Annotated in this window: 22 protein-coding genes, 2 tRNA genes and 1 pseudogene; 17 read left to right on the forward strand and 8 right to left on the reverse strand. The window is 54.3% G+C overall.

Annotated features, from left to right (window positions below; all coding sequences use genetic code 11):
- Positions 1–77: 77 nt before the first annotated feature.
- On the forward strand, positions 78–1,085 hold the full coding sequence (gene ahr, locus ABD890_RS04990; protein ID WP_345086486.1) for an NADPH-dependent aldehyde reductase Ahr: 1,008 nt from the start codon (positions 78–80) through the stop codon (positions 1,083–1,085).
- A gap of 256 nt (positions 1,086–1,341) precedes the next feature.
- Positions 1,342–1,415 (forward strand) — tRNA-Arg (locus tag ABD890_RS04995).
- Between the two features lie 241 nt (positions 1,416–1,656).
- Here ABD890_RS04995 and ABD890_RS25495 read toward each other — a convergent pair.
- The 6 genes and pseudogenes from ABD890_RS25495 to ABD890_RS05015 all read right to left on the reverse strand — a co-directional run.
- Positions 1,657–2,730 (reverse strand): annotated as a pseudogene (locus ABD890_RS25495) (tyrosine-type recombinase/integrase); the annotation flags it as partial.
- Between the two features lie 3 nt (positions 2,731–2,733).
- The gene (locus ABD890_RS25500; RefSeq protein WP_425548469.1) at positions 2,734–2,952 is read right to left on the reverse strand and encodes a helix-turn-helix domain-containing protein; all 219 of its coding nucleotides are present in this window, start codon (positions 2,950–2,952) and stop codon (positions 2,734–2,736) included.
- Between the two features lie 2 nt (positions 2,953–2,954).
- The gene (locus ABD890_RS05000; protein WP_345086488.1) at positions 2,955–4,481 is read right to left on the reverse strand and encodes a hypothetical protein; all 1,527 of its coding nucleotides are present in this window, start codon (positions 4,479–4,481) and stop codon (positions 2,955–2,957) included.
- Positions 4,482–4,597: 116 nt separating this feature from the next.
- Positions 4,598–5,665: a hypothetical protein gene (locus tag ABD890_RS05005; protein ID WP_345086490.1), complete on the reverse strand. Its 1,068-nt coding sequence runs from the start codon at positions 5,663–5,665 to the stop codon at positions 4,598–4,600.
- A gap of 134 nt (positions 5,666–5,799) precedes the next feature.
- The gene (locus tag ABD890_RS05010; protein WP_345086492.1) at positions 5,800–6,147 is read right to left on the reverse strand and encodes a hypothetical protein; all 348 of its coding nucleotides are present in this window, start codon (positions 6,145–6,147) and stop codon (positions 5,800–5,802) included.
- Positions 6,128–8,152 carry a PHP domain-containing protein gene (locus ABD890_RS05015; RefSeq protein WP_345086494.1) on the reverse strand — a complete coding sequence of 675 codons (2,025 nt, stop codon included), beginning with the start codon at positions 8,150–8,152 and terminating at the stop codon, positions 6,128–6,130. The genes ABD890_RS05010 and ABD890_RS05015 overlap by 20 nt, the downstream gene beginning before the upstream one ends.
- 338 nt (positions 8,153–8,490) lie before the next feature.
- Between ABD890_RS05015 and ABD890_RS05020 the strand changes: the two genes are divergently transcribed.
- The 4 genes from ABD890_RS05020 to larE all read left to right on the forward strand — a co-directional run bounded on the left by ABD890_RS05020 (position 8,491) and on the right by larE (position 11,471).
- Positions 8,491–8,559, forward strand: a tRNA-Arg gene (locus ABD890_RS05020).
- Positions 8,560–9,105: 546 nt separating this feature from the next.
- Complete coding sequence (locus ABD890_RS05025; RefSeq protein ID WP_345086496.1) at positions 9,106–10,038, forward strand: ADP-ribosylglycohydrolase family protein; 933 nt, start codon at positions 9,106–9,108, stop codon at positions 10,036–10,038.
- Between the two features lie 11 nt (positions 10,039–10,049).
- Positions 10,050–10,514 carry a hypothetical protein gene (locus ABD890_RS05030; RefSeq protein WP_345086498.1) on the forward strand — a complete coding sequence of 155 codons (465 nt, stop codon included), beginning with the start codon at positions 10,050–10,052 and terminating at the stop codon, positions 10,512–10,514.
- 123 nt (positions 10,515–10,637) lie between these two features.
- Positions 10,638–11,471 carry an ATP-dependent sacrificial sulfur transferase LarE gene (gene larE / locus ABD890_RS05035; protein ID WP_345086500.1) on the forward strand — a complete coding sequence of 278 codons (834 nt, stop codon included), beginning with the start codon at positions 10,638–10,640 and terminating at the stop codon, positions 11,469–11,471.
- A gap of 95 nt (positions 11,472–11,566) precedes the next feature.
- On the opposite strand, the gene ABD890_RS05040 is transcribed toward larE, so the two are convergent.
- Positions 11,567–12,313 carry a sugar phosphate isomerase/epimerase family protein gene (locus ABD890_RS05040; RefSeq protein ID WP_345086502.1) on the reverse strand — a complete coding sequence of 249 codons (747 nt, stop codon included), beginning with the start codon at positions 12,311–12,313 and terminating at the stop codon, positions 11,567–11,569.
- On the opposite strand from ABD890_RS05040, the gene ABD890_RS05045 reads away from it, so the two are divergent.
- A complete protein-coding gene (locus ABD890_RS05045; protein WP_345086504.1) occupies positions 12,312–12,563 on the forward strand; it encodes a hypothetical protein in 252 nt (83 codons plus the stop codon). The two genes, ABD890_RS05040 and ABD890_RS05045, sit on opposite strands and share 2 nt — an antisense overlap.
- A gap of 54 nt (positions 12,564–12,617) precedes the next feature.
- Here ABD890_RS05045 and ABD890_RS05050 read toward each other — a convergent pair whose 3' ends face one another.
- Positions 12,618–13,832 (reverse strand): DUF4912 domain-containing protein, encoded by a 1,215-nt coding sequence (locus ABD890_RS05050; RefSeq protein WP_345086506.1) that lies wholly within the window; start codon positions 13,830–13,832, stop codon positions 12,618–12,620.
- Positions 13,833–14,630: 798 nt separating this feature from the next.
- Between ABD890_RS05050 and ABD890_RS05055 the strand changes: the two genes are divergently transcribed.
- From ABD890_RS05055 to atpC, 10 genes are all read left to right on the forward strand, one after another.
- On the forward strand, positions 14,631–14,909 hold the full coding sequence (locus ABD890_RS05055; protein ID WP_345086508.1) for a hypothetical protein: 279 nt from the start codon (positions 14,631–14,633) through the stop codon (positions 14,907–14,909).
- On the forward strand, positions 14,863–15,396 hold the full coding sequence (locus ABD890_RS05060; protein ID WP_345086510.1) for a hypothetical protein: 534 nt from the start codon (positions 14,863–14,865) through the stop codon (positions 15,394–15,396). The genes ABD890_RS05055 and ABD890_RS05060 overlap by 47 nt, the downstream gene beginning before the upstream one ends.
- Positions 15,397–15,399: 3 nt before the next feature.
- Positions 15,400–16,605 carry a F0F1 ATP synthase subunit A gene (gene atpB, locus ABD890_RS05065; protein ID WP_345086512.1) on the forward strand — a complete coding sequence of 402 codons (1,206 nt, stop codon included), beginning with the start codon at positions 15,400–15,402 and terminating at the stop codon, positions 16,603–16,605.
- A 170-nt stretch (positions 16,606–16,775) separates the two neighbouring features.
- Entirely contained in the window at positions 16,776–17,006 is a 231-nt protein-coding gene (gene atpE, locus ABD890_RS05070) for an ATP synthase F0 subunit C (RefSeq protein WP_345090834.1), read from the forward strand.
- Between the two features lie 72 nt (positions 17,007–17,078).
- Positions 17,079–17,870: a F0F1 ATP synthase subunit B family protein gene (locus ABD890_RS05075; RefSeq protein ID WP_345086514.1), complete on the forward strand. Its 792-nt coding sequence runs from the start codon at positions 17,079–17,081 to the stop codon at positions 17,868–17,870.
- Between the two features lie 63 nt (positions 17,871–17,933).
- Positions 17,934–18,566 (forward strand): ATP synthase F1 subunit delta, encoded by a 633-nt coding sequence (gene atpH / locus ABD890_RS05080; protein WP_345086516.1) that lies wholly within the window; start codon positions 17,934–17,936, stop codon positions 18,564–18,566.
- A gap of 20 nt (positions 18,567–18,586) precedes the next feature.
- Positions 18,587–20,098, forward strand: coding sequence for a F0F1 ATP synthase subunit alpha (gene atpA, locus ABD890_RS05085; RefSeq protein WP_345086518.1), 1,512 nt, complete (start codon positions 18,587–18,589; stop codon positions 20,096–20,098).
- A gap of 50 nt (positions 20,099–20,148) precedes the next feature.
- A complete protein-coding gene (gene atpG, locus ABD890_RS05090) occupies positions 20,149–21,045 on the forward strand; it encodes an ATP synthase F1 subunit gamma (RefSeq protein WP_345086520.1) in 897 nt (298 codons plus the stop codon).
- A gap of 62 nt (positions 21,046–21,107) precedes the next feature.
- Entirely contained in the window at positions 21,108–22,559 is a 1,452-nt protein-coding gene (gene atpD, locus ABD890_RS05095) for a F0F1 ATP synthase subunit beta (protein ID WP_345086521.1), read from the forward strand.
- Between the two features lie 3 nt (positions 22,560–22,562).
- Complete coding sequence (gene atpC / locus ABD890_RS05100; protein ID WP_345086523.1) at positions 22,563–22,964, forward strand: ATP synthase F1 subunit epsilon; 402 nt, start codon at positions 22,563–22,565, stop codon at positions 22,962–22,964.
- The last annotated feature ends 112 nt before the right edge of the window (positions 22,965–23,076 follow it).

Below are 23,076 nucleotides of genomic sequence, written 5' to 3' on the forward strand. Positions count from 1 at the left end.
AAGCCGTAAGAGATTCAACCCTGCTGCCTTGTTTCTATAGCGAGGCAGCCTTACGCTATCGCAGGAAGGATGATTCCATGAGCTTTCGAGGCTTCGCTGCAACCGCCCCTGGCAAACCCCTGGAATCTTTTGAATACGATCCTGGCGACCTCTTGCCGGACGAAGTCGAAATCGATGTCGACTATTGCGGCCTCTGCCATAGCGACTTGAGTATGGCCGACAACGAATGGGGCATCAGCAGCTACCCCTTCGTGCCCGGTCACGAAGTTGTGGGGCGCGTTGCGGCCTGCGGCGATCAGGTCAAGCATTTGAAAGCTGGTCAGAAGGTCGGTCTCGGTTGGAAGGCTCGGTCCTGCATGGTCTGCCCGCAGTGCATGACCGGCAACCATCACCGCTGCCCGAACAGCTCCGACACGATCGTTGGTCGTAACGGCGGCTTCGCCAACAAAGTCCGCTGCCAAGGAGCCTGGGCGATTCCGATTCCGGAAACGCTTGATGCCGCCAAAGTCGGACCGATGTTCTGCGGCGGCGTGACCGTCTTTAATCCCTTGATCGTTAGCAACACCAGCCCGATGGATCACGTCGCGGTAGTCGGCATCGGCGGACTCGGCCATATGGCCCTGCAGTTTGCCAAGGCTTGGGGCTGCGAGGTGACCGCGTTCTCGACTTCGCCTGATAAAGAGGCGGAAGCGAAGGAAATGGGCGCTCACCATTTTCTGAACTCAAAGGATGCCGATGCCCTGGCTGCGGCGGCCGGGAAGTTCGACATGGTGCTGGTCACCGTCAACGTCATGCTCGACTGGGACGCTTACGTCAATCTGCTGAAACCAGGCGGGCGCCTCCACATAGTCGGAGCAATTCCCAAGATCGAAGCAACCTGGTTTCCGGTCATTGCTGGCGAACGAACGATCGGCGGCTCTCCGATCGGCAGCCCTGCCCTGGCCGGCCAGATGCTCGACTTCAGCGGACGGCATGCCATCGCCCCGATCGTCGAAGAGATGCCGATGTCGAAAGTCAACGACGCCCTCGAGCACCTGAAATCAGGCAAAGCTCGCTATCGCATCGTCCTGAAAAACGACCTCTAAGCCAAGCTCGGCGCCAAACCTCAGCGATCGGTCGTTCATCGATTAGCACATACGACCGATTGCTCGATGTACCTGCCTGATTCCAGCAAACGCAACAATTCCCCCGCCTCACGCGATCCTTCCCCGCCCTGTCTGTGTCGTAGATGCAAATGGCCCCCGAACGATTGGCAAATTCCCTCGTTTCCCTGGGCCAACTGCCTTGGCGTTCTGCCGCCATCGGCTAGAATCAGTAAAACTTGTGTCCCCACAAGCCCTTGCGCCCATAGCTCAGCTGGATAGAGCAGCGGTCTTCTAAACCGCAGGTCGGAGGTTCGAGTCCTCCTGGGCGTGCTTGGCCACTCATGGTCACAACCGGCCAACCAATGTCGTAAGTACCGCAACCATAAACACTTGGAAAGACGGTCGATTCGACAATCTCATTTTCTGGCTGGACCGTCGCGGACACCTCCGGACACGAAATGTCAGCATCTTGTACAAGCTCTAGTGCAAGAAAATTGTTCTGCAGAGGGGCTTTGCTGACTGGCGACTGCCGGTCTAGCTCTTTAGTCAGTTCCTCCAACTCAACGTGGGTGTAGGTGTTCATCGTCAGGTTAATATCGCTGTGCCTGGCCAGCTTCTGAGCCATCTTGGGATGCACGCCACCACGCGAGAGGTTCGACACGAAGTAATGCCGCAGGGCGTGGAAATCAAACACCCCCGCACCCGTTTCGTATTCCAAGCCTGCTTCTTTGAGATCGCCCCGGAGCATCTTGGCCGCCTTCTCATTCCAACTACCTGGCCAGACGACAGAACCGGGACGCTTGCCGCCTAGATAATGCCGCAGTTCCGCAACGAGTCGTGTTGGGATCGGCTGTTCATCCCGACGACGCCGCTTGGAATAGGCTGCTTCGACAACTACCAAGTTACGCCCTTCCGCCAATTCAAAGCTTGACGTTTTCAGGCTGGCAAGTTCAGAAGCCCGAAGTCCTGTATTGCTGGCAACCAGGTAAAGGAACGCCCGGTCTTCCCCGGTCAGGCCTCGATAAACGGCCTGGCTTTGCATGGTGGATTGAATCAGGCTTTCTAGCTCATCGCTCGATATCACCCGCCGAGAGCGTCGAGGGGTGTTTACACGGTGCGTCGCAGACAGCGGAGATAGTGGGTCTTCCTGATTCCTCCGGAACTTCACCAGCCAACGCGTGAAATGCTTGATCGCTCGTGCATAGAAATTTCGCGTTCGCTCACTGAGCCCATTTAACTCTTGCTCGGAAAGGTAGGTTTCAATCACATCGACGCGAATATCCGGGATCTTCTGGACCTTGCATCCCTTGATGATCTTCCGAATTCGCGTAAGAGTCAGTTTTACCTGCTTGGGTGAAGTCCCTTTGTTCGCCAGGTGGCGTTCAAAGTCTTCCAGATGCCCTTCGATCGGGCGTTTGCGGTGTTGATCGTAGGGACTGGTAAGCCCTGCCTCACCACGTTCTACCCGTTTCACGATTTCATTCAGCATTGCCTGAGCAGCTGCCTTATCGGTGCAGAGTGGCACACGACGTGTCACCCCGTTTTCATCCCGATACTGGCCGTACCACTTTTTGGTCTTCCGCTGAATCGTTTTGCCGGTCTTCGGATCTTTCGCCGAATAGGTTGGTTTGAAGATACTCGCCATGATTTAGTTTCCTTTCCTCAACCTTCCGGGAACCGGACAGCCTTGTTCAATCCACTTCGATATTTCAACCAGCGGCCAACGAAGTTGGCGACCGATGCGAGTAGGTGACATAATTTTGCCGGATGAAATCAGCCGGCGTAAGGTTCTCTCGGAAACTTGCAGCACTTTCGCGAGCTGCTCGGCCGTTAACATTTGCGGCACTGCATTATTTTCACTGGTCATGGTTACGCTGCCGCCTTTCCTGAGGTGTCGTGGTCGTCGTCCTCGAATTTATTGAAAGCATCTGGCACCAGCTCAGCTAACCAGGTAGCCCAGTCTTGCCGAAGAGATCGATCAGGCATCTCCAAGTCTTCACTTGGTGGAAGCTTTGCCAGAAAAGCACTCTGGCGAAGTTGGAATTCCCGCTCTACTTCTTCAGGTGTCTTTTTGGCAATCCAGCGCCTCAATTGTTCAAGGACCTGGCGTTCGAAGTTATCGAGGCCATCCCATTCTCTTTCTTGCCTGGCGACGAGCGACAAGGCACAGCCTCCTAACATATCGCGAATGCGTTGCGGGGATGCGTCTTGTTTTGATCGTCTTCGTTCAACCGTTTGAATCGGCGAATTCGACCAATTCAAAAACACCTCGTGGGCCATCTTCCATAGCTCAAGCGTTGGATAGCGATCGGAGTTTTGCGGATCGAACTTGCGCCCTTCAGTATCCAATATCCGAAGCCATTCGAACAGATAGTTGAAGACTCCGCTACGCTTCTCGATCCAGTCCTCTACCGAGTTGATTCCGAATTGTTTGATTGTCTTTCGACGAATCTGCCATTCAATACGCGTTGCGGTTTCCGGAAATTCACCATTCCAGCGAGCATTCAGAATCGCCTGAAGCTTGGGTACATCGGTACGTGCATGGAGTTCGGCTACCTTATCGTAGATGCGGCACTTAGGCTCCTTCCCAATCGAAACCGAGGTCATATCGGCCCCATCGAGAAAGTGTTGAGCGAGCTTGGCCCGACAAATGTAGTGCCGCTGAGACATTGCCTTGGCAAAGCGATCCATTGGAACGCCAGGCAGATCGATGCAGCTATCAACTCGACTCAGTTTGTTTTCAAGGAGAAGACCGCCGAACAGATCTAGGAAAGCATGGATATCGGCCAGGCACCTTTCCAGCCCTTGAGTCATCAGCGCTACGCTACCAATTCGGACGCTTACGTTTGGCGTATCACCATTAGGACTGTGCCCGGTCGTGATCCGAAACTGCATGCCTGCCACATTGAGCAGGTACTTGGCAACCATGCCCGATCGCCCCCCTGCCCCGCTGGGCAACATTTCGAAATTCCATCCGCCGATTTCAAACAGACCGCGATCCCCTTTGGTCGACTGGGCATCCCGCTTTCGTTCGTCGAAGAATTCTTGCAGGAACGACCAATACGGATTCCATGCGACATAGAGGGAAATCTCTACGGTATCTTCGCCTCCTGTGAAGGGGTGAGCATTTGCGACGCCCTTGCTAATAGATTCCGGGGGTCGCGGGCCGTCTGCCGACGGCGTCGTCCGCTCCTCGCTCGTCAGCCTCGCTCGATCGCGGCCCGCCGCCTTACGGCTTCCTTCCGCACCAGGTTGTTTAGCAGTGGATTCGCCCGAGCACTCCAAACCGCATTCTGGGGAACCCCCCGCCGTTTCCCCAGACCCCTTTCCCACCACCTCTTCTCTGCTCCTTTGGCTGCTTGCAGCTGCATCCCGCATTGATCGAATGAAAACCATTTCTGCTTCTCCTTACTTGGCAACGAAAAAAGCCACAGTGGCTGTCTGTGGCTGTTAACGGCAGAATTGGATGTTCATCATCCGGACACTATTTGTGCGTCTTCTGTCCGGCTTCCCTATGCGGCTCTTTTCCTCTTCGCCTTTCGCTGCTTATGAGAGTTCTGCTTTCTCAATCGCCCCATAGCCCTTTTAAGCTCTTCCGGTAACTGAGGTGTGTACCGACTCCATTTTTCCCGATGTCGCCGGATTATTCTTCCAAAGGTGTCATCATGCCTAGTTAGCTCCTTATCGATCTCTCCCTGGCCGATAATTTGTGCGTGCAGATCAAAAAGTTCACGCAACTTCTTATGTGCTATCGGTGTGCCGACAGCAACAGCCAGATAGCTAATAAACGACGCCATGGTGAGCTTAAGTTCCGCGATTTCCAATTTCGGACGCTCTCGTGTAATAGCTGTTGCAAGCAGGCCGAGAAAGTCGCGATCTCGGGAATGGTCCCCGCTGTGTGTCTTTGCAGCCCAGTCCGGAAACATCGAAACCCACTGGTCTAACTCCAGAAGTTTTTCCAGTGCGTCCAAATCGCCCTCTTGGGCACGCTGAAACAATGTCGACGGAAGTTCCTGGTACAGTGCCATGCATGGCACAAGCACTTCCAGAATGAATCGCAGTGATGCCGACTCGACCCATTGAAGCCCCTCTTCATCCTCGACTTCAGCTCGAAAAAACCGATCGATAACGATCAACGCAATATTTGTCAGCCTATCGTCGCTGATGTAGACCACCTTCGCGAACTCATCACACAACTCGTTAATGGATTGGTCTCGTGTTACAGGATCGGCATAAAGTGAACCGAGGCGTTCAACGATCCTCCCCTGCCATTGGGCGTAGTCTTCTTGAAACTCTTCGTTCGACTTGAATACGAACTCTTCAAATTTCTCTTCGCCAATCGGCCAGAGCGTCAGAAGGACTTGCTTAATGTCTGCCGTGTGATCGAGGTAGAGTGCTCGCCATGCTTCGACAGAGAAGTTTCGCGGAAGTGCAAGGGAACCCTCTTCCTTCCGAACTGCTCTCGTGATTTCAAAGATCGAGTCAACCGATTTAACAGTGATATAGCTCACTGAAGTCAGCCACACCGGCAAACCCCTTCCCCATTCGGAGATCAACTGCCTGTCATATCGATTCGACATCCGTGCGAACCCCAGCCCTGCCATTTCCCATACACACCACCACCATCAATCGTCGCTGCTTCCATCGCACATGCACGCGACATGATGAGTCCGCCCATAACTCATTAAACCTCTCAGCCTTCCGACGCTATCAACTATGGTTCCCCAGTCGAGTTCGCTTCGTCCTCCACTTCGCCTGCACCCTGAGAAGTGTCATCCATGTATCTTTCGTAGTGCTCGAGATATAATCGCGCCGACTTATCGACAAACTCGTCTTTTCTCGCGCCAAGGCTGCTTAGGTTGTCATAAAGACTTTTGTAAATTACTTGGTGGGCCTGATTCGCCAGCTTGCTTTCATCGTATTCCTCAATTTCGGCCGTACCATCGAGCACCCTCTCAACTATCCACATCAGATTTCCTTTGGTCAGCTTGTCGATTGAATGAAATGCATTCTTTTCATCCAAGAATTTCCCGTTATTGTTCTCAATCTTTAATACCTTCATATACACTTCTCCTGTCTTCGTACGCCTCTACACCTGCCTCAAGTGTATCTAGCAATACTTCGTGATTTGCAATATCCGTCCCATCAACACACACCAAACGTCGATCCGTGGGATACCCCGTGAAGACTCGATAACTCACCTCGCCTTCTTCCAGTGTCTTTCTCGCGTACAAGACGTAGTCCGGACGAATTGACGCACCAACGTTGTTATTATGGGTAACGACGACAACGGGCATTTCATCGGCGATGGAGCGAATTATTCCATTTACATCACTGTTCAAAAACTTATTGTCGAACGACGACTCTGGTTCATCGAGCAGAAGTACGTCGAAACGCTGCGAATCTTTTATTGCCTGTAAAAGCCGGAACTCTGATCGTTCGCCCCCTGAAACTTCTGCTCCATCCTTGTTCAAAATTCTATAAGATATTTTCACGAAGAACCTATGCATATCTGCTTCATCGATTCTGTCGTTTCCCTTTAGCATCTGAAGACATGCATATGGGTCACGATATACCCTGAATGCATCGCTCAATGCTGCTCTGGTCTTGATCGCTTTCCCCATTTCCGTCGCATTTCTGAACGCGCCTTTAGTTGCAACTATCCGAAACCCCTGAACAGTTTCGCTAAATATTTCCTTTTCCTTTCGCAACTCCTGCACTATCTCTCGAAATCGACTTACCTTCCTCTTGTTCATTGCAATGTCAAAAAGGTTCACGTGATCGACATGCGTGGCCGATGTGCGTCGACGAAGCAACTCTTTCACATCGGTGACTAAACGATTGACGAAACTTCTCTTTTGATTTTGCAGCGACTTGTCCCAAAGCGTTTCGATCAGCTCGATTGCCAAAGCCTTCAAGCTATCTCGATTCACGTGCCGTTCAATATTTGGTCGGAACTCTAAGTTTTCAATGACATGAATAACTGACCCAATGAGCTGTTCGAGTCCTTCGTTATCTCCAATTACATACTCTGCTTCATCAAACAGTTTGACTTTGGAAAATGAATCACGCCGGTCTGCTTCGTCAGCTGCTTTCATCAGCGTGGCTACAAACTTCTCGATATCTTTGTCATCCTTCTCGATATCAACCTTTGCGACGTCCTCGACTATCTCTCGAAGTCCAGCTAGATACTTGTCTACAAATAGGCTCCTCGTTCGTTGAACATCCGTATTGAACCCCTTTTCGTCTTCTTCGTCGCTTGATTGCACCAACGCAAATTGCTCGATGTATTTGACTTTATCGAAGCGTTCGTGCAAACGCTCGAGGGTGTAGGTTTTCCCAGATGACCTTTCTCCCAAGAGTACATTAAGACCGGTGGAGATGTGCATTCCATTGTCAAGTACTTGGAATAGCCGATTGCCTTCCTCTCTCGACAGAAACACCTTATTCTTGTCGCCAAGGCATGCCTTTATAGCTGCCAATGAAATTTCACCGCAGTCAATAAAGGTCTGGCGAGTCGGCCAGCCCCCGATGTCGACTTTCATTCGCGAGTCACTAAAGAGCACTGGACACAGCTTGTCACTGTCCTTCATAAGCCGCATGAACTTCTTTGCACTATTAACCTCGCCTGCGAGAAAGTATTGCTCTAAGTCCGTGAAATCGTTCCCTCGTACGGCTGGTGCCTTTTCGTAGTGGGGAATAAGAAGATATTCGGACAAGTCTCCAAAGATTGCTCTCAAGTCCGCAGTCGTGATTGAGTCATTTGCAGTCGTGATTCGCTGAGACACACTTAAGCACTTTGCCTCAAACCCGGCTAAGTCGCTATCATCAGAAATAAGGAGCAAGTGTCCCGAAGGTAAATCGATCTCGATCCCAGGAAACACTTTGGCTGAAAGTGCATCTTGGATTTCCCTAAATTGACTTAAATCAAAATGATTATGATTAGTGATTGCAACTGCATCGATCTGAGATTGACTAACATAGTTCTTGAATACTTCCAATGAGAATTCAAAGGCGCTATCACTAACTGTTGCAACAGTATGAATATGCAGATCAATCTTTTTCATTTCGCCTCCTAATGGCGCATATCAACATCCACTACCCATTTGTGGATTGGCATTCGGATTGTGGCGCAACTAATACCCCAAGTCAAGAAGATGCATGACGTAAAAAGGGTTGCTCACACAATTCCGACCTCTCTGCTTACCGATATCGCCTTTGTTACATTGAGTCCAGAATTCCGTGTCTCATTCTGCTTCTAACACCCTCAACACTTTTAAGGCGAAGTCGCGTTTGGCACTGCTCAGCTTCTCCCAGATGGCAAGAAAAGTGGAATTCACTTGGCAGTTAGTGCAAGCTCCAGTACAAGATCGTTCCTTCGCCTCTCGCAACTCATTGCGCATTAACGTGTTATCAATTGATGTTCCACGGTCTTCTAAACCGCAGGTCGGAGGTTCGAGTCCTCCTGGGCGTGCTTGGCCACTCATGGTCACAACCGGCCAACCAATGTCGTAAGTACCGCACCCATAGACATTTGGAAAGACGGTCGATTCGACAATCTCATTTTCTGGCGGGACAGTCGCGGTTGCTCGTTGCCGGAACCTTGTTGAAGCGTTTGTTCAAGCGCGTGGTCGCCTCCGCCAATCAAATGTTTCCATCTCACTGGCGTTTACGTACGTCCGCTGCGTTGACGTGGTCCTTTTGTGGCAACTTCGTGTTTTATGTCATGCCCCGCGTCATCAGCACTGGTGGTATCGAGGGGAAGAAAACGTCTGCGATCTCGAGTTCAAATCGTCGACCCGAACATCGCATCGCAAGCGAATACGAATGAAGTCGCCTCTCATGGTCGCTCTATTCAACCCATCGCGACAGTCGCCGGACATCAGCCACTTGGTGCGGCTTTGTTTCTTGCCTTTCTGCTAGATCCTCCCTTTCGCAGTCGGTACAAATGGGGCGAAGCGAATCCCTCTCAGCGAATCGCCTGTCAGCTTACTCTTGTCTGCTAGAAAGTTAATGGAAGATGTCTCTCGCGACGCTCGATCGTCAACGTGGCTGCTTGATGGGCCTCGCGGTTGGGGATGCCTTGGGTGCGGCTGTCGAGTTCCAGCCGCCCGGCTCGTTTAAGCTGGTCGAAGACTATCGCGATGGTGGTCCGCATCGCTTGGCCCCAGGCGAATGGACCGATGACACCAGCATGGCGTTGGCCTTGGCGGATAGCATCGGCGAGGCCGGCTGGGATCTGAACGATCAGGCAACACGTTACCTGCAATGGTTCCGAGAGGGGAAGTACTCAGTCACCGGTAGCTGCTTCGACATCGGCATTGCAACGCGTGAAGCACTCGCACGCTTCGAGAGCAGCTACGATGCCCAATCGAGTGGTAGCCGCGAGATTCGTTCCAGCGGCAACGGTTCGATCATGCGACTGGCCCCGGTGCCGATTCATTTCCTCAACCTCTTTCCCGACAACATCGCAAAGCTCGCCGATCGTGCTGCCGAGTCGAGCTTGCCAACGCATGGCAGCCCTCTTTGCGTCGATGCATGTCGCTATATGGCTTTGATTCTTGCTGGACTGATGCAGGGAATCGATCGCGATGTCGTCTTGTCGCCCGACTGGAAGCCATTGGCCGAGCTTCGCTCTCAACAAGAGTTGGCTCCAGAAATTGCCGAGATCGCCGAGGGAAGCTTTCGCCAACTCAGCCCACCGCAGATTGTTGGCAGTGGTTACGTGGTGAAGAGCATGGAAGCTGCACTGTGGGCCTTCCACGACGCAGGCGATTTCCGCGAAGCAGTGCTCAAGGCGGTCAACCTTGGCAATGACTCCGATACGACCGGAGCGATCTGCAGTCAGTTCGCCGGCGCGTTTTGGGGAGAAAGTGGGATCCCCCATTCCTGGCGAACCGGTTTGGCCAAACCAGAAATGCTGGAAGAAGCCCTTAGCTCGATCCTTTCCTGAAGAGCCTTCTGATGACTGAAGCGACGGATCAACCATCGAAAACCAAACAAGGCCTCGGAACGATTCTTGGCCTGTTGATCTTGGTGTTCTTTGTCGCCGGCGTGACGCCGTCCGCGTTGAGGCTCTTCGGTCAAATTCAGTTCAAGCAACGTTACGACGAGATCATTGCGATTCTCGAGTCTTGGGAAACGCCACCTCCCGGGGCCGATCCAGAGGAATGGAAGAACTGTTGGGGCGCTACGACCACGGCCACTGCCAATGTCTGCTTCTCGAAAAATCTCGTAACCCAGGCCGAAATGGATCGCCTGCTTCTAGACATGCAAGCTCGCCAAGATGCCCCTAACAGTTGGAAGCGTCTGGAGTGGTACTGGCACCGCCTGGCGGAAACCGGTCCCCACGGAAAGAAGTACATCACGAACTTCGAGTATCTGTGGAACGATGGTGCGTCGCCGGAACATCAACTGACGCCCCCGTAACGGTGTTGCTCAAGTAACCGGCATGCGGTTGGGATCGTTGTCGTTGGAGGGGTTCCGGCTTAAAATCAGGGGAATCCTTCGTGGACTTCATCCCTCTTATGCATAGCGGCAATTTCCCAATCCATGACTGCCAACGATCATCTTGCGGCCAGCGAACGCCTTGTGGCCTGGTTTCGCGATCTAGATACTTGTCTGGTGGCTTTCTCAGGCGGTGTCGACAGCAGCGTCGTGGCCAAAGCCGCCGTGTTGGCATTGGGTGAGAACGCCTTCGCCGTGACCGCCAAGAGTCCGAGCGTTGCCGCGCGAGATCTGCAGATCGCCAACGAAGTTGCGGCGGCGATTGGTATCCGGCATGAGGTGATCGAGACTTCGGAATTGAGCCGACCTGGCTACGTGGCCAACGCCCCAGATCGCTGCTTCCACTGCAAATCAGAACTGTACGATCACCTCACCGAGATACGCAGCCAGTTCGCAACCGAAGCGATCGTTAACGGTGCGAACCTCGACGACCGCGGCGACCACCGACCTGGGATGATCGCGGCATCGAACGCCGGCGTTCGCTCGCCCCTCTTGGAATGCGAGATCGACAAGGCGACGCTGCGTGGCATTGCCCGGTTGTGGAACATCCCGGTGTGGGATCGCCCTGCTTCCCCCTGCCTGGCAAGCCGCATCGCTTATGGCGTCGAAGTCACGCCGGAACGCCTGAAGATGGTGGAAGAAGGCGAGGCTTACCTGCGTGGTCTCGGCTTGAACGACATGCGTGTGCGCTATCACGAAGGCGACCTGGCACGTTTGGAAGTGCCTGTCGAATCGATTTCACAACTGGCGGAACCGAACGTGCGAGAGCCGCTTGAGAAAGCGTTCCGCGAGATCGGCTTCAAGTTCGTTGCACTCGACCTGGGTGGCATCAAGTCCGGCAGCTTGAATCAACTGATTCAATTGAACCTGAGTGGTTAAGACGCGTTCTCGCCTTCGTCCGATTCCTCTAACAAAACAGCCACGCTCGATATCGAACGTGGCTGTTGTTTTTTAGTGCTCGTGATTCGCAGGCACTAACTGGCGAAGATGCGATCCATTCGATCCGCGATTTCCGTCAGGCGATCGCGCGGGCCGCCAGAGATTTCAGCCGTTGCCCAGCCTTGGTAATCGATCTCGCGAAGTTCGGCCATCACCTTTGGCCAATCGACATCCCCTTCCAGTAGCTTCGCTCCGAAGCCCTTGCCTTTGCCGTAGTCTTTGATGTCGAGCTTCTTGATTCGCTTGCCGAGAATTGGAACCCATTCGTGTGGCGGCGAGAACTTCACCGTGTTACCAACATCGAAGTAGGCACCCACCATGTCGCTGTCGAGTTCGTCGATGAAGCGAGCTGTTTCCTTTGGATCGGTCAGGAACCCGTTCCAAACGTTTTCCATCAAGATCTGAATGTTTGCTTCCTTGGCGATGGGAATCGCCTTCTTAATCTGTTCGATCGAACGCTCCCAGCACTGCTCATAGGTCACGTCGTTGTTGACGACGCCAGGAACCAACAGCACGCTCGTTCCGCCGTACGACTTGCTGGCGTGAATGGCGGTGATCAAACCTTCGAGCCCCTTTTGACGCACTTCTTCGTCGGGATCGGACAAACGAATGTTCCAGTGAATCGAGTCGACAACGCCATGCACTGGTAAACCAGAGACTTCGATTGCCTTCTTCACTTCTTCAGCGTCGGGACCGCCTGGGGAGTTGAGCTCGATGCCATCGAAGCCCAACTCCTTGAGGACCGTCATCTTGTCGGCCAGTGAACCGGGCACGCCAACCATGCCGACCTTCACTGCTTTTTTGATTCGTTTTTCACCGCTGGCAGTCGTATTATCGGCGGCCAACAAAGAAGCTGGCGATGCCATCGAGAGACCGCACGCAGCAGCGGCGGAGCAATTAGCGAGAAACAAGCGGCGGGAGGATTTCATGGCGGGAGCCTCGGATGGCGGGACAAGAATGGAAAAAGGGTTGATACGAAACTATCGTACCAACCCTTCTGATTCAATAAGCAATGAAGACCAGGAGAATTAAGAAGGAAATCTTAGCAAATTCCTACCAACGTCTCCCCTGCTCTCCCTCGGCCAACTAGCCGTTGCTCGACTCGCGTGGATCGTGCGAGATCGGGTCCATCGCTTTTGTATTCCGTTCGACTGCCAAGGCAATCGTGCGTTGCTCCAAACCATCCTTCGATCGCGAAACGATCGGGAAGATCTGACGCTTGTCAGGGAAATCCATCTTTACCAGGAAAGTGCCGTCTTCCCGCACTTTTACAGGCTCGCCCGAAAGAGTCACAAACGAACCTGCCTTGGTGGAACCATAGACAATCATTTCAACTTCAATGTTGAGATCGAAGTCTTGGTTTGGCTTGCCATTGCAGAACTGATCGCCCACCAGGCCCAAGCGAGCGGCCATCGGCACGCCCACAGGACGACGGAAACGCTGTTCAAGCATTTCACGCAGTTCGCCATCGGCACGTTCTTCATCGGCACCGCCACTCAAGGCATAGATCTTTTCGACGTTCTCGGCGACGTCATCCCAGTTACCGTCGATTTCTTCGCACGAACCTGGGCGAGGCGTGGTGACCACGTTGCTTCGCGAGATCGTGTGGAAGCGACCGTTAGTGGCGAGATAACCGAGGTGGCAACGATAACTCTTTGGTGGATCGACGACGTCGATATACCAGTTCTTAACGCCACCGTGGATTTCGATTTGCTTGACCAGACGTTCCGATCCGCTGGTCATCACTTCACCGTCGACTTCCGTCAGACGAATGACTGGGATCGACGTATGCCAGTCTTGAGCCAAAGCGGCTTTGGCACGTTCGATCGCTTTGCGCGAGACGTCCCAGCTGACATGGAGCCAGTAAGAATCGCGGACCATCAAGACCAAACGGTCTGGCCCGGTCTGCTCAGGCGAGCTGGTGGCCAGGTTCTTGGCAGCTTGACGCTGTTCGTGCAAGTTGCGGATTGATTCCACAACCTTGGGATCGGACTTCTTAACCGGCTTTGCCTTGGTGGCTCGCTTCTTGGCGACCGGGGCGGCTGGTTTTGGTTTTTCGACCGGAGCCTTTTTGGCCTTGGCAACAGCCGGAGCTGGCTTGGCTTTTTTCGGCTTGGCCGCAGTTGATTTAGCCACAGGTGATTTGCTCTTGGCGGTTGGCGTGCTGGCTTTCGCGGCTTTAATGAGGGCTTTCACGAGCTCGTCCTTGCGCATCGCATGCCATCCGGTCACGCCGCGACGCTTCGCCATCTGAGCTAAATCCTTTGCTGTGTACTCTTTGAGAGAAGCGGCGGTGATCAAGACAAGTCCTCCTGGCTCAAAGGATGTGGGCGTCTACGTCGACTTGGGGGGAACGCTGGAATTCACCCCGAGGCAAACTGGTAAGGGGTCGTCGTCCATGACCAGTGTCACTCGACTGCCCCGCTCGATCCTTGAGCAGAAGCTTCACCTGGAACGCAAGTGATAAGGGGAAGTGAATTGCGTAACCGAAAAGCCCAATCGCCGGGCGGCCATTGGTATTGGTTCGTGGGTGGGTGCGTTCTGCCTGCCGTTAGGCGGCAAGCGGAAGGTCCGTCAGTCGCCAAATCTCAACCACTAAGTCGTTGATAACGACTTTAATGGCAGGAACCCTTGCACTACCTTCGAGGAGACCCGAAGCAGCCCTGCAGGGTGGCATTCTTAGGACGCTGACTGGTCCTGATTGTAGCTAATCAGAGGTGGAAATGCAACGCACTGCCCCCCAGTGTTACGGCTAGAAAGTGAAACCAGTTTTGCTGTTTTCCAGAAGTTATGCCGTTTGGGAGGAATTTCACCCCAGTTTTCGGCCCATGCCGCTAGCACAATCCCTTAGGTTTTCCTTCCCAGCTCTTTCGGGGAAAGCTCGCCCTGGCCATTGGATCGGTAATTTTCGATATCAAAGGGCTCTGAGTGGGGACTTTGTGAAAAATTCCACGAATTCCCTCGCTGCGGCGGTTTCACCTGATTGACCATGCTTTGGGGATGACATAGATTGACCGCCATGAGTTCCCGGCAGGTCTTTTCCAAGACCAGTAATATAGAGCAAGGCCGGAAGTCACCTTTTTCGCAAAGGCAAATGCCTTGGCACCGCCGCTCCAACCGGAAATGAATCCGATTGCGAGAGCTTACCTCTGGGTGAGCCGGATCTTCACGATCTGCGGTGAAATGATCCTGCCAGGCATATTAGGTTATTGGCTCGACCAATACCTCGGCTTCCAGTTCTCTCTGTTCGCCCTCTTGGGTTTCCTGTTTGGACTTGTGTTTGGCATGACACACCTGGTGCTCATGGCAACCTCGCTGCAAAACAGCGGACGTGTGGAAGAAGCTCATCCAGAGCACCAACGAGACGACCTCGATTGATTCTTCCGCAAACCCCAACGCCCCGCACGACGAAGCGATGAAGACCCCCGAAGCCAACACTTCTGTTCCGCAGCCCGCGCCGAAGCTGGCATGGCAAGACTTTCTGCCATGCTTATGGATGCTGCTCGGAGTCGTCGGAGTCTTTCCACTCTTCGCCGCATACGGCTACACAAAATACCAACTCGACGGCGTCTTCGCCGCGGTCACGGCCGCATCGGTTGTACTGCTGGCGATGGAAGCCGCACTGCTGTTGACGATCCTGTTTCGCTCTTCAGAAATGAAGATCCAGTCGGTCCTTTTGGGCATGTTTTTCCGAGCGGGAATTCCGCTAGTTTTCGGAATGTTGATGCACAAAGCTGGTGGCCCGCTTGCTGAGGCAGGATTGTTTGGCATGATATTGGTCTACTATCTTTTGACCCTCGCGGTCGAAACTATATTGGCAGTTCAGCTCGTATCTCAGACGTCCACTTATAAGAAAGCCGTTTAGCCGATGGCCGCCGACGAGATCCTGCTCCACATTAAAGACAGTTACTACTTCGAGGTTCCGGGGTGGTTGTGGAGACATGATCATAAGACACATGCCGACTTCCCTGATGTCTGGGTCCGACTCGACCCTGACTTCCAGATGTGGCAAGCCAAACAGGTTTACCACGAACTGGAAACCAGTGGCGAAACCGGCATGCCGAGCGAGCATGACTTTCTGCACGACTACGAACATTGGACCCACTTGCCAGGCAATCATGGCAAGCCTGTCAAACGCTATTTCGCACACCTGGTTGAAGCTGCCCCCGAAGGCAACCTCGCCTGGGCCAAGGCTGGCGAAGAAATGACGACGCTGCATAGTGTCGCCGAATACCGCGCCGCCAAAGACATTGAATGGACGCCGACCAAGATCCAAGGCTACAACAATGCCTTGAGCGGCAAGATCCTGATCCCACAACTTCCAGGCACCAAGTTGCGAAACCTTTACCAAAAGGAATCGGGCTTCGCGATCTCGAAGTTCATGGTGATTGAAGTGTTCGTCGCCATTATCATGGCAATCATCTTCATCGCCTATGCACGCCGCGTCTCGAAGGGTCAGCTCCCTAAGGGCTGGTTCTGGAACTTGATCGACGTTTTCATCGTCTATCTCCGTCAAGACGTCGCCAAAGCCAATATCCATCACGGTGCCGACAAGTTCGTTCCGATCTTGTGGACGCTGTTCTTCTTCATCCTCGGTTGCAACCTGTTTGGTCTCATTCCCTGGATGGGATCGCCAACCGGTTCGATCAGTGTCACCGTTACCTTAGCTGTCGCCGTGTTATTTATAGGCATGGGCGCAGGGGCCAAGGAATTTGGTGCCCTTGGTGTGTGGATGAATCTGGTCCCTGGCATGGAACTGCCCACGGCCATTTCGATCGTAATTAAGCCGATGATGTTCGTCATCGAGTTGTTGGGGCTTTTGATCAAACACGCGGTGCTTGGCGTTCGTCTTCTGGCGAACATGGTTGCCGGTCACGTGGTGTTGCTGGCGATCATGGGCCTGGCTATTGAAATTCAGTCCCTGTCGGGTGTCATTGCATGGCCGGTAGGACTTGTGATTCTGATTGGATGTGTGATGCTTAGCTGCCTCGAATTGTTCGTGGCATTCCTGCAGGCATACATCTTTGCACTGTTGTCCGCCTTGTTCATCAACTCCGAAACGCACAGCCACTAAGGTGCGGCAAGGAGCGATCAAGCCAGACTTCGGTTTGCTTCCTTTCGACGTTAACTTTTGTTTCATCGAGATACGCGTAAACGCCTTTCGCTACGGTTGAGGAGACCTGTTCCGTGATCAAGTTCGCCAAATTGAGCATCTTGAGTGTTGTTGCCCTGTTGGCTTGTGCCATGCCTGCGATGGCTGCTGACACCGACTCGTTCGTCATGACCAACTACTTCGGTATCGGCCTGGTCGTTATCGGTGCTGCTTACGGTATCGGTAAGTTGGCCAGCAGTGCCCTGGAAAGCATGGCTCGCCAGCCAGAAGTCGCTGGTAACATCCAGACGGCCATGATTATCGCCGCGGCTCTGATCGAAGGTTTTACCTTCTTCGCCCTGGTCATTTGCTGGTTCGGCTAAATCGTTCCGGCACGTAACTGCTGGTTCCCACCCCCAATCCGCATTCGGTTCGTTTCCTGGGATTGATTGACGATGCGCAGCGCACTGCTAACCCGTAACATGTGGAGCCCTTTGGCTGCTCTCCTTCTGTTTGCCTTGCTGGTTGCCCCAAGTTGGGCACAGGAAGATAAGAACGAAGGAGATGCCGCGCAAAACGAGGCGGCTCCCATGGCTGCTGCCGACGAAGAGGCCCCGGAAATTACCGAAGAGGAAATGGAGCGTCAGCACGCGAAAGCGGACCCTGAGCTTCCATCCGACGGAGCTCATGCTCCCGAAGATATGGAGCACAACCCGCACGATCTTTCGCACAACGATGGCTCGGCTATGATCGCGGCTCCTCATGAAGCCAACCTCGATCTGGCTGCCTTCACGCTGATCGTTTTCATTGTCCTGGTGGTGGTGCTGGGACTCTTTGCCTGGACACCGATCCTCGCCGGACTTAAAGCCCGCGAGAGCTCGATGGAAGGCAAGATGAAGAAGGCCGAAGAGATGTACGAACAGGCCAACGCCAAGTTGGCTGAGTACACCCGGAAGCTTTCCGAATCTCAGCAAGAGATCAAGCAGATGCGGGACGATATGGTCAAGGCGGCCGACGAAAAGGCAAAGCAGATCGTGGAAGCGGCCGAAAAGTCCGCCTCTGCGACTCTCGATCGAGCGACTCGCGAAATCGACGCTGCCAAGGGTGCCGCCATCAACGAACTGGCCCAGGCATCGGTCAACCTGGCTGTCGACCTCGCGGGACAAATCACCCGCAAGGAACTCAAGGCCGAAGACCACGCCAACCTGATCCAGGACTCGATTTCCAAGCTGCCTAGCAACAACTAAGCACGCTTCAAGAAATCGGTAACCACGCACGACTTCCCCTTCGTCAGGATATCCTTCAGCACCATGGCTGGAACATCTTCCGACAAACAGACATTCGATCTTGGCCGGCAGCGGATCGGCACCGTGTATGCCAAGGCGCTGCTGGCGGCCGCTGATGAGGCAGGCCAAACGGATGCTGTGCTGGAAGATTTCGGCTCGCTGATCCACGACGTGATCAACCAACGTGAAGATCTTCGTCACGCGATCTGTGGTGGCATCATGTCGGAAGAGCAGCGTATCGAGGTGCTGGACAAGGCGTTCGGCGGCAAGATGACCCCTGTGCTGCTCACCTTCTTGAAGGTGGTCACCCAGCACGAGCGACAAGATTGTCTTCGCGAGATTTACAACGCCACCGTGAAGCTGAACAACGAGCGACGCGGCATTGTTGAAATCACCGCGACAACCGCTACCGAGCTTCCTGAAGAGATGGCCGCCAACCTGACGGCCACCTTGCAGTCGAAGCTGGGACGCGAGGTTGTTCTTAAATCGGAAGTCGATCCAGACGTTATCGGCGGTTTGATCCTGCATATCGGAGATACGGTCTTCGATGGCAGCGTCGCCAACCGGCTGAAGCAGCTTCGACAGAAGGCCCTCGAAACCACGGCTCAAGAGGCGAAAGCGTCGCTCGAGCGATTCACCAATTCAACGCAGAGTTAAAGCAGTAGACGGTAAGTTCCATGAAATTCAACGCGGACGAAATCGCTTCTGTCATCAAACAGGAAATCCAACAGTTCGACACGCAAGTCGACGTGCGAGAAGTTGGACGTGTCCTGGAAGTGGGTGACGGTATCGCTCGGGTCTACGGCCTTTCCGGCATCATGGCCGGTGAAATGGTCGAGTTCCCTAACGGCACGATCGGCCTGGCCTTCAATCTCGAAGAAAACAGCGTCGGTGTGATCATTCTGGGCGACTACCTCACCATCAAAGAAGGTGACGAAGTCAAAGCCCTCGGTACCCTGCTCTCGGTTCCCGTCGGTGACGCGGTGCTGGGTCGCGTGGTCGATCCGCTCGGCAACCCGCTCGACGGCATGGGTCCGATCCAGGCCACCGAAACTCGCCCAGTCGAATTCCTCGCTCCTGGCGTGTCGGAACGTAAGCCGGTTCACGAACCAATGCAGACCGGTATCAAGGCTGTCGACGCCATGACCCCGGTTGGTCGTGGTCAACGTCAGTTGATCATTGGTGACCGTAAGACGGGCAAGACGGCGATCGCCCTCGACGCCATCCTGAACCAGAAAAACACCGGCGTGAAGTGCTTCTACGTCGCTGTCGGTCAGAAGGACTCGTCGGTCGCTGGTGTGGTCGAAGTGCTTCGCCGCAACGGTGCCATGGATTACACCACGGTGATCGTCGCTGGTGCGAGTACTCCTGCTCCTTTGCAGTACGTGGCTCCTTACGCCGGTACCGCGATGGCCGAATACTTCATGTTCAACGGCCAGGCCGCTTTGATCGTCTACGACGACTTGTCGAAGCAAGCTTCCGCCTACCGCGAACTGTCGCTGCTGATGCGACGTCCGCCAGGTCGTGAAGCCTATCCTGGCGACGTGTTCTATTGCCATAGCCGCCTGTTGGAACGTTCGGCCAAGCTGAGCGACGCCCTGGGTGCTGGCTCGCTGACTTCGCTGCCGATCATCGAAACGCTCGAAGGCGAAGTTTCCGCATACATTCCGACCAACGTGATTTCGATTACCGACGGTCAGATTTATCTCCAGCCCGACTTGTTCTTCGCTGGTATCCGTCCGGCTATGAACGTCGGTATCTCGGTCTCCCGCGTGGGTGGTAACGCCCAGATCAAGGCGATGAAGAAGGTCGCCGGTGGTCTGCGTCTCGACCTGGCAGCCTTCCGCGAATTGGAAGCGTTTGCCCAGCTCGGTACCGAACTCGACGAAGCGACCCAGCGTCGTCTCGATCGCGGTTACCGCATGGTCGAACTGCTGAAGCAGGGCCAGTACAAGCCGCTGGACGTTTACGATCAAATCCTCAGCATCTACGCTGGTACCCGTGGTCACTTGGACGAAGTGCCTGTGGTCGACGTACTGCGTTGGGAAGCTGAATACCTCGAATTTGCGAAGGCCAAGTACCCGCAGATTCGAGAACAACTGGAAGCGACTAAGGACCTGACCGACGAAGTCCGCGATCTGATGGAAAAGGCAATCGCCGAATTCCAGAAGACGTTCGTTACTTCCTAGTCCGCCCAAGTCCCATCGCTCCGCCGCGATCCTATTAGCCAGTAAATACCATGGCCAATCCCAGAACCCTCGACAAACGCCGCAAGTCGGTTCGCAACATCAAGAAGATTACGCGAACGATGGAGCTTATCGCCACGGCCCGCTTCAAGCAGGCCATGGATCGAGCTTCGGCTGCCACGGCGTTCACTTCGCGGATCACGCAGTTGGTGAAAGACCTGACCGCGGCCGACCTGCAGTTCGAGCATCCACTGCTGGAAAAGCGGGATTCGAAGAAGAAGGCTGTGTTGCTGGTGCTGACCTCGAATCGCGGTCTGTGCGGTGGTTTCAACGGTAACATCTGCCGAGCGGCCTTCCCTCGCCTGGCAGAACTGCAAGCCGAGTACGACGAAGTCGAGCTGCGAATCTCCGGTAAGAAGGGGATCGCCATCTTCCGCATCCAGCGGAAGCGTACCGCCGACGTCTCGTACCTCCAATTTGAAGACAAGCCGAAGTACGAAGAAGTGGAACCGATCGCTGTCGAATTGCTCGACGCGTTCCAGTCCCACGAAATCGATCGCCTCGACGTTGCCTACATGAAGTTTGTTTCCAGCTCGCGGCAAGAGCCATGCCTGGAAACGCTGCTTCCACTCGGTTCCCTCGAAGGGGCCGACGCTGAAGGTTCGGCTCCTAGCGAGTCGAAGGGCTCGATGTACGAGTTCATCCCTTCGGCCGAAAGCATCCTGGAAGAGGTCGTTCCGACCAGCTTCAAGGTGAAACTGTTCAAGTGCTTCCTCGACGCCGCCGTGTGCGAACAAATTGCCCGAATGGTGGCAATGAAGGCTGCGACCGAGAACGCCAACGATTTGATCAAGTTCCTGTCACGCGAATACAACCGTGCCCGTCAGGGACGTATTACCAACGAAATTATGGAGATCATCGGCGGCGTCGAAGCTCTGGCAAGTTCCTAACGAGCATCCGCGTAGCCCCGATCCCAAACCTTTTGGTCTGAATTTCCATCGAGAAAAGAAATATGGCGACTGCGACCGACCAGAAAATCGGAAAGATCACCCAGGTCATCGGTTCGACCTTCGATGCCGAGTTCGGCGAAGGTCAATTGCCGGCGATCTATAACGCTGTGAAGGTTCAAGGCGACTATAAGGGCGTCTCGATTAAACTGACCGGCGAAGTTCAACAGCACCTGGGCGGTAACCGCGTTCGCTGTATTGCTCTGGGTAGCACCGACGGTCTGATCCGCGGCCTGGACTGCGTCGACCAAGGTGTGCCGATTTCGGTTCCTGTTGGTAAGGCGACCCTGGGCCGCGTGTTCAACGTGACCGGCGATCCGATCGACGGTCGCGGTCCGGTTGATGCCGAAACCTACATGCCCATTCACCGCTCGGCTCCGGCAGTTGACGAACTGTCGACCAGCACGGAAGTGTTCGAGACCGGTATTAAGGTGATCGACCTTCTGACGCCGTTTGTGCGTGGTGGTAAAGCGGGTCTGTTCGGTGGTGCCGGTCTGGGTAAGACCGTTATTCTCACCGAGCTCATCGCTCGTATCGCTTCGGCCCACGGTGGTTTCTCGGTGTTCGCCGGTGTCGGTGAACGTACCCGTGAAGGAACCGACCTTTGGCTCGAAATGCAGGAAACGGAAATCGGTACGACCGGCCGTTACGTTATCGAACAAACCTGCATGGTGTTCGGTCAGATGAACGAACCACCAGGTGCTCGTCTGCGTGTCGCCATGAGCGCCCTGACGATGGCCGAACATTTCCGTGATGCGACCGGAACCGATACCCTGTTGTTCGTCGACAACATCTTCCGCTTCTCGCAAGCGGGTTCGGAAGTGTCCGCTCTGCTGGGTCGTATGCCTTCGGCCGTGGGTTACCAGCCAACCCTGGCAACCGAAATGGGTGCCCTGCAGGAGCGTATCGCTTCGACCAAGAAGGGTGCTATTACTTCGGTGCAGGCCGTTTACGTTCCTGCGGACGACCCGACTGACCCGGCTCCTGCCACGGCGTTCGGTCAGCTCGACGCGTTCATCTACCTCGAACGATCGATTTCGGAAAAGGGTATTTACCCGGCCGTGGATCCGCTGGCATCGTCCAGCCGTATTCTCGATCCGCAGTACGTGGGTGAACGCCACTACGCGATCGCTCGCCGCGTTCAGACCACCTTGCAGCGTTACCGCGAACTGCAGGACATCATCGCGATTCTCGGTATCGACGAATTGAGCGAATCGGACAAGACGATCGTGCATCGTGCTCGTCGTATTGAACGCTTCCTGTCGCAGCCGTTCCTCGTGGCTGAAAAGTTCATCGGCAAGCCGGGCGAAATCACGCCGTTGGCCGACACCATCCGCAGCTTTGAAGAAATCTGCGATGGCAAGTGGGACCACCTGCCAGAATCGGCCTTCATGTATGTTGGTTCGATCGAACAGGCAGAAGAACAAGCCAAGAAGATGGCCAAAGAGAAGGGTTAATCCGTGCCTTCCATCCAATGCATTGTGGTCACGCCGGAAAAGACCGCACTCGAAACGACTGCTGACTTCATCGCCCTCCCCCTCGCGGACGGCGAGATGGGTATCGGTGAAAACCACGCCCCAGTGATCGGTCGACTCGGTTACGGCGAAATGCGAATCGTCTCTGGCAGCCAGACCCAGCGTCTGTATGTCGACGGCGGCTTCGTTCAGATCTCGAATAATGAAGTCAATATCCTGACCGGCAAGGCGATCCCTTCCGCTCAGATTGATGTGGCACAGGCCGAAGTCCAATTGGCGGAAGCCTCGAAAGCGGCTGCCCCTACCGACGAACTGGCAGCGATCAAAACGCGCAACATCGAACAAGCCCGCAACCAGATCCGGGCCGCCAAGCGAGCTGGCAAGTAAGCATCGCTTCGCACTGATTGATTCTACTGATAGCACCGGCCTCATAGGCCGGTGCTATCTTTCTTGATGCGTTCGGCTGGCAATCGAAGTTGTCTATCTTACCGAAACGCCA

This window comes from Bremerella cremea (assembly GCF_039541315.1).
GTDB lineage: Bacteria > Planctomycetota > Planctomycetia > Pirellulales > Pirellulaceae > Bremerella > Bremerella cremea.

What these genes read in the sequence shown, in the direction of transcription:
- atpG (WP_345086520.1), top strand. Translation starts at nt 20,149, where the DNA reads ATGGCCAATCCCAGAACCCTCGACAAACGCCGCAAGTCGGTTCGCAAC.
- ahr (WP_345086486.1), top strand. Translation starts at nt 78, where the DNA reads ATGAGCTTTCGAGGCTTCGCTGCAACCGCCCCTGGCAAACCCCTGGAA.
- atpH (WP_345086516.1), top strand. Translation starts at nt 17,934, where the DNA reads ATGGCTGGAACATCTTCCGACAAACAGACATTCGATCTTGGCCGGCAG.
- atpB (WP_345086512.1), top strand. Translation starts at nt 15,400, where the DNA reads ATGGCCGCCGACGAGATCCTGCTCCACATTAAAGACAGTTACTACTTC.
- atpD (WP_345086521.1), top strand. Translation starts at nt 21,108, where the DNA reads ATGGCGACTGCGACCGACCAGAAAATCGGAAAGATCACCCAGGTCATC.
- ABD890_RS05040 (WP_345086502.1), bottom strand. Translation starts at nt 12,313, where the DNA reads ATGGTTGGCGTGCCCGGTTCACTGGCCGACAAGATGACGGTCCTCAAG.
- ABD890_RS05045 (WP_345086504.1), top strand. Translation starts at nt 12,312, where the DNA reads ATGCCGACCTTCACTGCTTTTTTGATTCGTTTTTCACCGCTGGCAGTC.
- ABD890_RS05005 (WP_345086490.1), bottom strand. Translation starts at nt 5,665, where the DNA reads ATGTCGAATCGATATGACAGGCAGTTGATCTCCGAATGGGGAAGGGGT.
- ABD890_RS25500 (WP_425548469.1), bottom strand. Translation starts at nt 2,952, where the DNA reads ATGACCAGTGAAAATAATGCAGTGCCGCAAATGTTAACGGCCGAGCAG.
- atpE (WP_345090834.1), top strand. Translation starts at nt 16,776, where the DNA reads ATGCCTGCGATGGCTGCTGACACCGACTCGTTCGTCATGACCAACTAC.
- ABD890_RS05075 (WP_345086514.1), top strand. Translation starts at nt 17,079, where the DNA reads ATGCGCAGCGCACTGCTAACCCGTAACATGTGGAGCCCTTTGGCTGCT.
- ABD890_RS05025 (WP_345086496.1), top strand. Translation starts at nt 9,106, where the DNA reads ATGTCTCTCGCGACGCTCGATCGTCAACGTGGCTGCTTGATGGGCCTC.
- ABD890_RS05030 (WP_345086498.1), top strand. Translation starts at nt 10,050, where the DNA reads ATGACTGAAGCGACGGATCAACCATCGAAAACCAAACAAGGCCTCGGA.
- ABD890_RS05000 (WP_345086488.1), bottom strand. Translation starts at nt 4,481, where the DNA reads ATGGTTTTCATTCGATCAATGCGGGATGCAGCTGCAAGCAGCCAAAGG.
- atpA (WP_345086518.1), top strand. Translation starts at nt 18,587, where the DNA reads ATGAAATTCAACGCGGACGAAATCGCTTCTGTCATCAAACAGGAAATC.
- larE (WP_345086500.1), top strand. Translation starts at nt 10,638, where the DNA reads ATGACTGCCAACGATCATCTTGCGGCCAGCGAACGCCTTGTGGCCTGG.
- ABD890_RS05015 (WP_345086494.1), bottom strand. Translation starts at nt 8,152, where the DNA reads ATGAAAAAGATTGATCTGCATATTCATACTGTTGCAACAGTTAGTGAT.
- ABD890_RS05010 (WP_345086492.1), bottom strand. Translation starts at nt 6,147, where the DNA reads ATGAAGGTATTAAAGATTGAGAACAATAACGGGAAATTCTTGGATGAA.